16 protein-coding genes are annotated in these 10733 nt (G+C 63.0%); 2 read left to right on the forward strand and 14 right to left on the reverse strand.

What is annotated here, in order from left to right; genetic code table 11:
• From JHD67_RS19880 to JHD67_RS19900, 5 genes are all read right to left on the reverse strand, one after another.
• On the reverse strand, positions 1–828 hold an 828-nt coding region (locus JHD67_RS19880; protein ID WP_199100919.1), incomplete at its 3' end, for a hypothetical protein.
• Positions 829–917: 89 nt separating this feature from the next.
• Positions 918–1403, reverse strand: a complete 486-nt coding sequence (locus JHD67_RS19885) for an H-NS histone family protein (protein ID WP_199047460.1) — start codon at positions 1401–1403, stop codon at positions 918–920.
• A gap of 106 nt (positions 1404–1509) precedes the next feature.
• Positions 1510–1890 (reverse strand): hypothetical protein, encoded by a 381-nt coding sequence (locus JHD67_RS19890; protein WP_199047469.1) that lies wholly within the window; start codon positions 1888–1890, stop codon positions 1510–1512.
• Positions 1891–2280: 390 nt separating this feature from the next.
• Complete coding sequence (locus JHD67_RS19895; protein WP_199047473.1) at positions 2281–2550, reverse strand: hypothetical protein; 270 nt, start codon at positions 2548–2550, stop codon at positions 2281–2283.
• Positions 2547–2906: a hypothetical protein gene (locus tag JHD67_RS19900; protein ID WP_199047475.1), complete on the reverse strand. Its 360-nt coding sequence runs from the start codon at positions 2904–2906 to the stop codon at positions 2547–2549. The genes JHD67_RS19895 and JHD67_RS19900 overlap by 4 nt, the downstream gene beginning before the upstream one ends.
• 54 nt (positions 2907–2960) lie before the next feature.
• Between JHD67_RS19900 and JHD67_RS19905 the strand changes: the two genes are divergently transcribed.
• Complete coding sequence (locus tag JHD67_RS19905; protein WP_199047477.1) at positions 2961–3641, forward strand: HNH endonuclease signature motif containing protein; 681 nt, start codon at positions 2961–2963, stop codon at positions 3639–3641.
• A 19-nt stretch (positions 3642–3660) separates the two neighbouring features.
• On the opposite strand, the gene JHD67_RS19910 is transcribed toward JHD67_RS19905, so the two are convergent.
• Positions 3661–3912, reverse strand: a complete 252-nt coding sequence (locus tag JHD67_RS19910; RefSeq protein ID WP_199047479.1) for a hypothetical protein — start codon at positions 3910–3912, stop codon at positions 3661–3663.
• 136 nt (positions 3913–4048) lie between these two features.
• Between JHD67_RS19910 and JHD67_RS19915 the strand changes: the two genes are divergently transcribed.
• Positions 4049–4513, forward strand: a complete 465-nt coding sequence (locus JHD67_RS19915; RefSeq protein ID WP_199047481.1) for a hypothetical protein — start codon at positions 4049–4051, stop codon at positions 4511–4513.
• Positions 4514–4586: 73 nt separating this feature from the next.
• On the opposite strand, the gene JHD67_RS19920 is transcribed toward JHD67_RS19915, so the two are convergent.
• The 8 genes from JHD67_RS19920 to JHD67_RS19955 all read right to left on the reverse strand — a co-directional run bounded on the left by JHD67_RS19920 (position 4587) and on the right by JHD67_RS19955 (position 10637).
• Positions 4587–5123, reverse strand: coding sequence for a hypothetical protein (locus JHD67_RS19920; protein ID WP_199047483.1), 537 nt, complete (start codon positions 5121–5123; stop codon positions 4587–4589).
• A 236-nt stretch (positions 5124–5359) separates the two neighbouring features.
• Positions 5360–5617: a hypothetical protein gene (locus JHD67_RS19925; protein ID WP_199047485.1), complete on the reverse strand. Its 258-nt coding sequence runs from the start codon at positions 5615–5617 to the stop codon at positions 5360–5362.
• A gap of 980 nt (positions 5618–6597) precedes the next feature.
• Positions 6598–7284 (reverse strand): hypothetical protein, encoded by a 687-nt coding sequence (locus JHD67_RS19930; protein ID WP_199047487.1) that lies wholly within the window; start codon positions 7282–7284, stop codon positions 6598–6600.
• A 118-nt stretch (positions 7285–7402) separates the two neighbouring features.
• Entirely contained in the window at positions 7403–7828 is a 426-nt protein-coding gene (locus JHD67_RS19935) for a hypothetical protein (protein WP_199047489.1), read from the reverse strand.
• Between the two features lie 19 nt (positions 7829–7847).
• Positions 7848–8264, reverse strand: coding sequence for a hypothetical protein (locus JHD67_RS19940; protein WP_199047491.1), 417 nt, complete (start codon positions 8262–8264; stop codon positions 7848–7850).
• Positions 8265–8747: 483 nt separating this feature from the next.
• The gene (locus JHD67_RS19945; protein ID WP_199100920.1) at positions 8748–8957 is read right to left on the reverse strand and encodes a helix-turn-helix transcriptional regulator; all 210 of its coding nucleotides are present in this window, start codon (positions 8955–8957) and stop codon (positions 8748–8750) included.
• 249 nt (positions 8958–9206) lie between these two features.
• Positions 9207–9833, reverse strand: a complete 627-nt coding sequence (locus JHD67_RS19950; RefSeq protein ID WP_199041143.1) for a hypothetical protein — start codon at positions 9831–9833, stop codon at positions 9207–9209.
• 222 nt (positions 9834–10055) lie between these two features.
• Entirely contained in the window at positions 10056–10637 is a 582-nt protein-coding gene (locus JHD67_RS19955; RefSeq protein ID WP_199041145.1) for a hypothetical protein, read from the reverse strand.
• Positions 10638–10733 lie beyond the last annotated feature (96 nt).

Raw genomic sequence — 10733 nt, forward strand, 5'->3', positions numbered from 1 at the left:
CGCGAGCACGCTGAGGAACCTGCCCTCCTCCGACCGATCATCCTCACGCACGTCGCACTCGGTGTTGTCCGGGCCGCTGAGGTGGAACATCGTGGGGTCACTGACCCATCGTGACGCGGTCCACCACTCGGTCGAGCGCACCGTGAGGGCCAGCTCACCGTCGTCGGTGTCGGCGCCGATGTGGTCGAAGCTCTTCACCCGAAGGGCATGGGCCATGTCCGCCAGAGAGCTGGGCACAATCTCCCAGCGCCAGCCAGATGGCACTGCCGCACCGAAGAAGTCGGCATCGCAAGCCGCTAGTACCTGCCGCGCACGCAGAACTTCGGGCCATTGGTCCCGCTTGTTGGTCATCCCCGGGTTCAGCAGCTCGCGCAGCGCGTTGGTCAACTCGCCGATGGCTCGGCCAGCCTGCCCGGCATAGGCGACCTGCAGACCTCGCGCATATCCCTGTTCCTCAGCACGCCGCAATGCCTGGGCGTGATCGATGTCCTGCCGGCGCATCTCGCGATGGATCTGCGCGTCCTCATCGCGGTGAGCCTTGCGCTCCGCCTCCATGCGGCGATATTCGGCCACGTCGATCTGGCAACCCGGGTGATGCCGCTCATGCGTCCCGAAGTGGGTCGCGGCAGCGGCACGGTCGGCGAAGACCTCATCGCAGTGAAAGCAGCGCCACGGAGCTTGCGCCCAGGCGTCGAAATGCTCACCGGTGCAACTGACAATCAGGCCGTAGATGAATCGTTCGCAGCCGGATATGCCCGCCCCGTCAACTTTCGCTTTGGCGAACTGAAAGAGCTGCTCCAGCGTCGTGGGAAGCGCCGTGTCGACCATGCCGTGAACCTCAGTGCGGTTTCAAGTCACTCTCGATGCTGGCATCAGCGGTGATGACCCAAAGTTCAGCCACTTTCAGTCGGCGCGAGTCAGCTGGACGCGACGGTCGCGAGCTTGCGCGCTAGGTGCTGCACGTTGGGGAACAAGGTGCGCCGGGTCTCGGGCCTGGCCACGGTGCGAATTTTTCCGGTGGCTACTTCGAGCGGTCGGGACCGCTCCACGAGTAGCCGCTCTTTGCTGTTCCCATAAGCGAGGAAATCCAGGTACCAGGGCGGCGGCTCGCCATCGCCCGACCAGGTGAGAAGCGGAAGCGTCGGATGACGGTACTTTGGAGGGCGCCGTCCTGTGTGGACGAGTTCCGGCAGTACATCCTCGGGATGGAGGCCCTGCTGCTGAATCAGCACGAATATCATTTGGCGCAACTGGGACCGCTTCTCGGCCAGCACTTTGCGCTTCAGCTTCCGCGCGTCGCGGATCACCTCGGCCAACTCCTCGCCCGTGCAACGCGCCAGTTCCGCATCGGAAACCTGTGAATCGCCGTGCGCGGGACTCTGCTGCTTCGATCTTCCTTTCACCTGGTACTCCGTGATCGCGGCCGCCAAACGCTAGAGCGGCGGACACTGTCTCGGCCCGCCGCGTAAGTTCTTGAGTTGCCCGGCCTGGTCTCTCCCGATTCGAGGCTCAGAAGCCCTGCCGCTCAAGTCGATAGGCAACGTAGAGCGAAGCGTCCTTCACCCTTGCCGCGCTTCCGGAGATCGCGGGAAGCGGGCCCACGGCGACGGCCCTGTAGCCAGCCGGTGCGCGGAAGTGCTCGTCGAGCAGTTCCTGCAGGCTCATGGGGATCGCGTCCCCGTCGTACGTGTGGGCCAGGCCGGCGCGGACGCACTTTGGGGCTCCCGGCGGCGGCATCGATGGGAACTCGGCTCCCTTTCTGCACGTGTACCAGCGGTGCGGCTCAGCCGCTTTCGCCGGCACTTCTACGTACCCGTCCCATGACTGTGCATGGGCGAAGCCACTGGCGACGATGGCCACGACGGGCAGCCATTTCAGCATTCGTTTCATCTGCTCTCCCTTTCTTGGGTCTCAGGCCTGGCCCGAACTGGATGACATCGTCCCAGGTGACGAGGCTCGCCATTCTGGAAAAGGGAAGCGTTGCAAAGGCCGGTTTCCGGTTACGAATACGCCAAGCTCCCACGCACCCACGAACCTGCTGGCCACCTCTGGACGCTCACATCGGCAACTGCATCGCGTACTCCCAGGCATCCCACTGCGCCGCCATGTGCTCACACTCTGTGCAGACCCCGCGGCGAGCGTCCCGGTCAATGCGGATCCATGCGCACGGCTGTGCTGTCACTTCGTTGCAGCACGCGCGCACGTCGTTGCAGCCACAGCCGATGCACACCGAGATCGCAAATGTCCCCACGGTAATCCTCCTTGGTAGTTCCGATGAGCTCATGCCCGCATACTCTTGTCCAACGCATCGTGGTCCAGAGGTGCGTAGTAGCCGTCCAGGCACTGCGCCCTGCCCACCCTCGGCAGTGTTTTGAGGACGCAGACCTGCATGTCGCCCACGCGCAGCGAAGGCTTACCATTGAGCGTCCCCGAGATTCGGACTAGTGAGCGGCCACCGGGGTAGGTCTCGATGACCGTGGCGTATCGCGTTTCGTCAAAAACGAATACGTCACCGCGGCGGACCGGAGAAGTCCGAAGCTTCGCATTCATGCCGCGGCTCCTGCAGGGTCCAGCTCATCTGCGCGGGCCTGCAACACCTCCAGGCACGTCCGCGCGGCCGCGTGACACAGCCATTTGCCGTGCCAGAAGATGGCGCTCTCAACGCCCTTGTCTGTTGCGGACTCAATCCGACCCTGAAGGACGCGCGCCAGCGCCTGGACTCGGCGCAGCGGTGAAGTGATGCCCCAGTCCGGCGCCATGCGGTTTTCCTGAACGCTCAGCACCGTCTTGGCGTGCTTGCGGGCCTGGCGCACCGCGACATCCATCAGCCTTTCGAAATTCATGCCGCCGCCCTTAGTTCGCAGATCGTGCGCAGACGATGCGGCCGTGGCCGGCGCGGCAAACATGGAACTGGTTCTACACTTGGCCCGGGCCGCCGACCCAGAATGAGAGGGGGACCGATGGTCAAGCGCGTTCCGGTGACACGTTACGCCATGGAGCCCAAGTCGATGGGCTCGGCGGGCATGTGGCAGTTCCAGCTCTACATCGTAGCGCCGGGAGACCCGGAGGCGCTGAGCGTTTCCCTACTCGACGATCTTCTGAGGCTCACATCGTGCCGCACCTGCGGCCGGACCGCGTCGTCACTGGATGGACACGCACAGTGCCTGAGCCAGGAAGGTGTCCACGCGCTGCAGATGCCGTGGTCTGTGCACCTGGCTATGTCGCGGCGCATGTGGAAAGAGAACGTGAGGATCCGCCAGAAGAAGCGAGCGATCGCGGAGCGGGCGGCATCGGACCCTTTCACCGCCGCGCACGTCAGACCGTTGCTCGAGGCGCAAGGCGGCCTCTGCTACTACTGCGGCGATCCGTTGGCCACGCCCGGGATCAGCGCCCTGGTTCACCGCGACCACATGACACCGCTCGTGAAGGGCGGGACGCATGATGTCGACAACATCGTGCTCGCGTGCCGCACCTGCAATCTGGACAAGAACGGATTCGAGACGGCGCCAGTCTTCTGCCGACGGGTCGCACGCAGGCTCGCCGCCGACCAGCTGGAACGCGCGCGCACCATCCGGGCGGCCGTTAGGCGATGGAAGGCGACGCGCGCCAAAGAGAGAAGCCGGTCAAGCCGGCGTCCCTGACTACACCCGACAAGTGACTTTACCCGTACAGCTCGTCCGCTGCCTCGCAGATCACACCCAACACATCGGTCCCCGCCGGCGTGTGAGGCGGTGCAAGCAGCAGGTTCGCGCACTGCTCAATGGTTTGCTTGTCCGGGTCGAGATATTCGCGTGCCTGTTCCAGGGGCAAACCGCGGAAACGCGCGATGTCGCAGGCCTCGGCGCGCAGGGCCTGCTCGTTCTGCACCTGAAGGGTGATTTCGCACACGATGTATTTCTGCTCGGCCGACATGGTTGACTCCATCTCTGTGGGTACCAACATAGTGCGCCGCCGAGCACACGACCAAAGATGCGGCCACTTCGCAACGGCCCGCTACCGCTGCGCCTGCCTGTCTATACTCCGACTGGGTACTGAAAAGAGATTCATTATGCGAAGCGGCAAGGCTCCAACCACCACGCGCTACGACCTCGTCTCGCAAGACCTAGACGAATGGGGATGCGGGGTTGCGTGCGTCGCGTCGCTGACTGCCACGCCCTACGAGCAGGCGAAAGAGCTACTTGAGAAGGTCAAAGGCGCTCGCATCGGCGCCACTCCGAAAGGTCTGGAGCTTCATGAGATTGCGCTCGCTTTGCAGGAGCACCGGATCTACATGGTTGCCGACTGGCAGGAGCCGGCCCAAGCGAACTACCGGAACGGAACCATCGTTTGTGTAGGTGCTGCAGACGGTCGGCGTGACTCGCACCATTACATGCTGAAGACGCCCTCTGGCTGGATGGATCCATGGCACAACATGGGCAACAAGCCGCGACGCGCCGGATATCGCGTGAGGTTCCCAAAAGGAAAGTACTTCATGGTCGCTCTCGTACCTAAGCGCGGCTCGAAACTGCGCTAACCGGTTACCCTTCACGGTTGCAGCGAAGCCGGCCTGGACTCATCGCCGGGCGGCTCGGGGCCGCGGCTCTCGGTCAGCTGCCCCGATTGGCTCGCTTGGACGACTCGATCACTGTGGCGATGTACAGCTTTAGCGCTTCGTCGCGCGGCACTGCATTGAGGATCTGCACACGCTCGCCGTGCTTCTTACGGATCGCCGCACAGTTAGCCTCGTTGAAGGCGCATTTGAAGCTGTACACGTCACCGTCGATCACGACCACGACCTTGGCCTTGACGTCACGATTGAAGCTTCGCGTCAGGTCCTTACGCGTGACCTCGTCCGCGACAAGCTGGTCGATATAGGACTCCAGATCGCCGTATGGCTCCGGCTTGCCCTCGTACTCCCACGTCTGCGTCAGTGCGAAGGCCTTCGCGCGGGCCAGCAGTGCCATAACCTCGTCCGAAGCCTCAACAGGCGTGATGTCGGTCATGCCACCTTTGCCGGTGTTCTCGATGAACGCCACGCGCACGCCGTCGATATACATGGTGCCATCGAAGCACATCGTCTCTTCCGACATGCGGCGATGCTCGGATAGGTTCTTGAAGGTGATGATCGGGGCTTTGTCGGTCATGGTCGTCGTCCAGCTGGAGAGACTTCGACTTTCTTTCACCTTCGCTCCCGGCAAACTTAGTCCAGCTTCTTCACGACGGAGCACAGTAAGACACTAAAAAGCCCGCGCGGCGTAAACCGTACGGGCTCAGGCAGTGGCAGGTTGCCCGTCCACAGGCGACGAACAACCCGGGCCAGCTCACACGGGACCGACAATCCGTCAGGCAGCGGATTCTGCCGCCGGCAGCGGTATCACGTCTAGCCCTTCAAGGTCAGCTGAACGTTCGAGTTGGCGAGAGCTGCCTGTGTGCGATCTTGACTCGCATTTTGAATGGAGGTGGTATCGAGATCGACCAGCTGAATGATGCGCACCGGCGTGCCCAGCTCCTCCGCGACCGCATCGATCACCGCCTCTACGGCGGGATTGATTTGACCGTCGATGTAGACGGGTTCAACTGTCCCGGCCCGACGCTTCAGAACCTCGTGCAGGTCAACTTCGTTTCGCTTGCTGCTCATGATTTCCGTCTTCCTGGTATGGCTGTGAGAACACTCATTGATCAGTCTTCGCGCACGGCACAGCTTCCTAGTCTCGCTGTGGATCACTTTTTCGCTGTGGCGCTGGTTCAGAGGCTAGGGCGACGTCCGCGACCCTGACGTCACGCTGGTCAAGGCCACGTCCGACTTGATGTCGAAGATGACTCCCCGCTCCACCGTCCGGTGTGGACATTCCAGTCGCGCTACCGCGAACCAGAAGGATGCCCACGCTCCCCATCGCTTCGGCGGTGGTGTCCGCACATGCCAGCGAGGCATTCGCTCTGCCCACCATGCGATCGCCTTTGCCCGGCGTGCCACGAGGGCACTCTTCCGGACTGGTGCGCGCATGTGCGACGCATCCGGTGTGGTAGCTCGGATGCGGGCAATACCCGCGGCCCATAGTGCCGGCTCCATTATCTGCAGGGCCGCAGACACCGTCCGAATGCTGTTCGCCCGCTTCGGCAAACGCCGCACCACGAATCCCCACGCGCCAGCACGCCGGACGTGCAGGCTCCAGGTCCCCTTTCCGTCATGGCGTAGCGAAACGACGCGTCTCCCCACCGTGAGAGCCGGGTATTGGCGAATGAACATGGTGAGGATCACGGCCAGAATGGCCGTGGCGCCGGCACCGACCGCGATTTGAAGATTGCCGCCGTCGTGAGCCGAGTTGGCAAAGCGGGCTGCCACGGTGAACAGGGACACGAGCCCGACGACCGCTAGCCCCAGACGCACTTGATACGTTCGCTCATCTCGCCGCGCAGCTCTCAAAATCCAACGCTGCACGACTTCCTTACTTCGGGTGGTCGCCGCTCGGTCGACGATGCATAGCACCACCCAGACGACAGGAGTCACAACCACCAGCTTGAGGAGAAAGTCGTGCACCCACGGAAGGGTCGCACTCGTGGGAACGGCGCGATCAACCCACTGCATGAATGCCCCGACAAGACGGGGGAGAACGTTTCTCATGGCGTCCAAGTCCAAGACTCTCGCTCCAGCACGGCGCGGACGATGGCAATTGCCTCAGTTGGCCCCCAGCCGACATGACTTTTGCGCCACCGCGGCTCTCTATTGCCTTTGGCCGGCAAGCGAATGGCTATCCAAGCGCGATGCCCGCCTCCCTCGAGTGGGCCGAAGCGGACGTCCCATTCGCATGTGGAAGGTGTCCCGCCAAACCGCTGCCGGAGCAACTGCATAGCGTCCTCTGTCGACTGGCTGGGCTTCAGTCCATTGAGCTCGCATCGAAGCACCTGGGCCAAGCGCCGGTCCAGGAAGTCCGAGCCTTCCGAATGCAGCGACTCCGCGAGTTCGCCCGCCAGTTCCTTGATGGCCCAGCGCTCAGGCACGTTGGGAGCACGAATCAGCAGCTGCATCTCTCTGATAGCGCCTTCCTGCCCGTCAGACGGCAAACTCAGCCACCAGTCCCGTGCCCTATCGTGCCGCGCGCCGTCCGTTCCGCTGAGTCCGCTCGCCGTGGGAACCTCGTCCTTGAATGCTTCGCGTACCCGCTCCCCAGGATCGAAGATGTAGGCGATCGCGACACCAAAGGTGGCGAGGCCGATGACGAGCTTCCGAACGTCTGCGGTAGTCGCCTTGAGAAAAGCCTGCCGAGCCAGATCGGCGTCGACGCACATCACCAACAGAGCTGCCAACAGGGGCATCCCGATCGCGAGAAGGGAAGCGTGGGGAGGAATTCTTAATTTCATAAAAGTGATGGGACAGTTGACGTTAATTCGGCGGCGCGATGTTCCGATTGTTCCATTTCGCCGGCTACGTACCCTCATGCGAGAGCGCCATCGGCGGTAGCAAGTGCCACGCCTTGTCATAGACCAGCAGCATGCGGCGACCGCGCCCGTGAAAGATGCGCTTCATCAGGCGCTTCATCTTGGTCTTGGGCCAGCCGAACGGATAGAGCTCGATATCGCCGGTAACCACGTCCTCCAGGCGTTTAATCTCGGGCCCGCGCACGATGCGCTGCAGCTCCTGCTCCAGCGCTTCACCACGGAAGCGATATCGCTTGAGGTTTCGGCGCAGACGTTCCTCTATGAAACCCATGGACTCGCGCGGCGCGGCCTGCTCGAAGTCCGCAAGCGACTGGGTAGCGGTCGTCAAATGGCGTGAGCGTGGACGCTCCGGCTTATAACTCAGTACGGGCGGCTGTTCCTGTTGTTCCACTTCCATCTCCTCGGAGGTCATGCCGCTCGGCGACGGTTGCTCAGTAACCGAAGCACGCCGCGACCCGCCGGAGCTTGGCCATGAAGGACGTGTGCTCCTCCATGCAACTCAGCTCCCCCCGCGCCGGCCATCGGGAGCCAAGAAAGAAGTTGGTCACGACGTTAAGGGCGTCCTCGCGAACTTCAGGGTCTCCCCAGCCGCGCAGGGCCAGGCGGCCACGCTCGGAGGGATAGAGCGAGTAGATCGCCAGCATCTGCTGGGGCGTGAGGTTCGGTCCACCAGCCAGATCGATGAAGTGGCACACCGCACTGATGGCCTCAGCTGACGGGTTGGCGTTCACCATCTGCAGAGCGGTTTCCACGCGAGAGCGTTGCGCCTGAATCTGGGCGGCGCTGGCACCGTTGAAGAATTGCTCGTCCGGTAGCGACGCGATCTCGCTCGGGTTCCTTGTCCACATACCTCAAATCTCCTTGGCGGTCCGCACCACCGTACGGCCGCTCACGGGCCGGTCCTAATCCAGCGGCGTCCTGACGTTCAGTGAATCGGCGCGAAGAGGGTTACCAGGTAGATCACCGATCCCGATACCGCTGCCACCATTGCCAACACGACCCAGGGGAATGACGGAACCCATGCAGCGCCGATCCCGTGAAGACCGGCCATGAGCATCGAGCCAGCCAGGCAGACGAGAGAGACGATAGAGTCGTTACAAGACCGCCCAAACCCGCGCCTCTTCGGTTTATCCATGGTCATCCGTCTCCTCGGCCTCCAGTTGCTATGAGGCCGCGGCGCTGGCCAGAACGATGATCGTTCCGGCGCGCACCAACCTGCCCACCGATATCGGCAAGAGTCGTAAGAAATGGAGGTCCGGTGCGGACGGTTGAAGGATTGCCGGGACGGAGCCGGCCAGTTGCCGCGCGAGTGTGACGCTCTCCGCCCTCTGCTACTTCTCGTCCGAATCCCCCGGGATGTGGAGGTCGGGGTGCATTAGCTCCCACGGGGTCAGGGCGAAGGCGCTAGCGATCGCGCCCACCGTCTTCGTCGAAGGATGCCGATCCTCTCGGCCACGGTAGTTCACCAGGTATCCCAGCAGGCTCTTGGATACGCCCGACTTCTCGGACAGCTGCACCAAGGTCAGGTCGTGGCATCGCATCAGTCGCTGGACGTTTCGTACGAGGATGTGGGTTTCGTTCTGTTCCACTTGGACCGACCTACCTATCGTTGTCCGTTGGCGACGCGGGTTTGCGTCCGGGTGAGTGCCCGATGTCGCTGCGGAGGATAAGCAGCAGTGGAGAGTCTGCCATGAGCGCGGAAGTCGCCCAAAGCAGTGGCCGCATCTCTGCCGCATGGCCATGCACCGTGATTGCCGTCCCGGCGGTTCTCCCCGGTAGGTACGAGCGGGTCACCAGGGAAGGGATGAGAGGAGGAACGCGATAGCGGTGCCGGCAGCGAGCCAGTTGTAGGCCAGGTGCGTGCGGGTCGCTTCCAGCACTCCCCTCCCCCGATGCCCCGCGCGTCCGCCGCCGACAAGGTATGCCCGAGTGAACCCCAGGCCGGCCACCGTCAGGGCGAGAGCGAACCCGACCGGAATTCCCATGACAAGGTGGGCCAGGCCGAAACGCAGCTGTCGGAAGAACTGGTCCTGTCGAGACTGAAGTTCGCTTCGACGCCGGTACTGCTGTTCCTCCCAGTGGGCGAGCATCGGTGCGCACAGGACGAAGATCCCAAGGACGATCAGAGAGAGAACCAAGGTCAGCGCCTCGGCGTGATCGTCGCTCGCGGTCGGCATCACCCCCTCCTTCTCTCGTCCAGTGAGGACAAACCACCACCCCCACTGCATGCCCGGAATGGTGAGCAAGAGGCCAGCGCACACAGCCACGGCCACAATCAGCACAACCGCCCTGGCGAAGTGGCGAGGACGCAGACCCCGGATGATCACCACGACCCGTGGGTTACGACCGACCCGGCGCGCGAGCCTAAGGAGGCAAAAGGCAATCAACAGGTGGAAGGCAGTGGCTGCATACGGCATGAGGACATCCCTCGGCCAGGCGGCCGATGAAAGAGGGTTTCCAGAGAAAGAATCAGTGGGCTTGGCCCGGACGGGCTCGCCGGCGCCGAACCGCGCGAGCAATGTCCCGTGCCGACTTGGCAAGGATGGCCAGCGGGAGTGCGAGTGGGGACAAGGTCACAAGGGTGCCGGCGATGAGTGCTGCCGCCGATGCGAGTCCTGTCGGGACGAACGAACCATCCATCACATGCCCAGGCGTTCGCGCCCAGTCGGACAGGACTGGAGATAAGCGCACTTGGCACATGCGCCCGCCCTGTCCGGGCCGTTCGCCTCAACCTTCCCTGCGTGCAGGTCGTAGTAGCGGTCGTGCAGGTGAGCCAGCTCGTCGTCACCGAGCAGCGGCACACGTCGATACTCCAGTGAGCCATCCACCATTAGGCGAATGAACCCGAACGGAGCAACGGCTTGTCCGTTGACGACGGCAATCCGTCCGTGACGCAGAACTGCGCCCTGTACGGACAGCTCAACCTGGTCGTATCGGTGGATCTGCCGCTTCTTCCGGCGCTTGGTGTCGACTGGGTAGACCAGGCCATCGGCGCCAAGGAAGACCTGATCGAAACGAGCCCCCAGTCGCCTGGGGACCTCGGTCCGGAAGTACTCCTCCGACAGCAGCAGCCTGCCTTCGGCGATCACCCGCGGCATGGCCGAACGCTCCTCCCACTCGTACGCCGCCTGGGCGTCGCCCCGAGCACCCTCCTTCTTCGCGAACTTGAGGTAGGCGAGATAGAGGGCAAGGAGAAGGAAGAGGAAGAGCGTCCCGATCATCTCAGTCGTCCATCAGCTCGGGGTCGGCGTCGTAACCGGACGGCAGTCCGCCGATGACCCACTCCGACCGCTGGAAGTGCGGCGACGTCCACTTGA

It is taken from the genome of Dyella sp. ASV21, assembly GCF_016428975.1.
In the GTDB taxonomy this organism is placed as follows: Bacteria; Pseudomonadota; Gammaproteobacteria; order Xanthomonadales; family Rhodanobacteraceae; genus Dyella.

Excerpts from the sequence above, each read along its gene's own strand:
- JHD67_RS19940 (WP_199047491.1), bottom strand. The coding sequence starts at position 8,264 with ATGTGGACAAGGAACCCGAGCGAGATCGCGTCGCTACCGGACGAGCAA.
- JHD67_RS19915 (WP_199047481.1), top strand. The coding sequence starts at position 4,049 with ATGCGAAGCGGCAAGGCTCCAACCACCACGCGCTACGACCTCGTCTCG.
- JHD67_RS19920 (WP_199047483.1), bottom strand. The coding sequence starts at position 5,123 with ATGACCGACAAAGCCCCGATCATCACCTTCAAGAACCTATCCGAGCAT.
- JHD67_RS19955 (WP_199041145.1), bottom strand. The coding sequence starts at position 10,637 with ATGATCGGGACGCTCTTCCTCTTCCTTCTCCTTGCCCTCTATCTCGCC.
- JHD67_RS19890 (WP_199047469.1), bottom strand. The coding sequence starts at position 1,890 with ATGAAACGAATGCTGAAATGGCTGCCCGTCGTGGCCATCGTCGCCAGT.
- JHD67_RS19910 (WP_199047479.1), bottom strand. The coding sequence starts at position 3,912 with ATGTCGGCCGAGCAGAAATACATCGTGTGCGAAATCACCCTTCAGGTG.
- JHD67_RS19935 (WP_199047489.1), bottom strand. The coding sequence starts at position 7,828 with ATGACCTCCGAGGAGATGGAAGTGGAACAACAGGAACAGCCGCCCGTA.
- JHD67_RS19925 (WP_199047485.1), bottom strand. The coding sequence starts at position 5,617 with ATGAGCAGCAAGCGAAACGAAGTTGACCTGCACGAGGTTCTGAAGCGT.
- JHD67_RS19945 (WP_199100920.1), bottom strand. The coding sequence starts at position 8,957 with ATGCGATGCCACGACCTGACCTTGGTGCAGCTGTCCGAGAAGTCGGGC.
- JHD67_RS19895 (WP_199047473.1), bottom strand. The coding sequence starts at position 2,550 with ATGAATGCGAAGCTTCGGACTTCTCCGGTCCGCCGCGGTGACGTATTC.
- JHD67_RS19900 (WP_199047475.1), bottom strand. The coding sequence starts at position 2,906 with ATGTTTGCCGCGCCGGCCACGGCCGCATCGTCTGCGCACGATCTGCGA.
- JHD67_RS19950 (WP_199041143.1), bottom strand. The coding sequence starts at position 9,833 with ATGCCGTATGCAGCCACTGCCTTCCACCTGTTGATTGCCTTTTGCCTC.
- JHD67_RS19905 (WP_199047477.1), top strand. The coding sequence starts at position 2,961 with ATGGTCAAGCGCGTTCCGGTGACACGTTACGCCATGGAGCCCAAGTCG.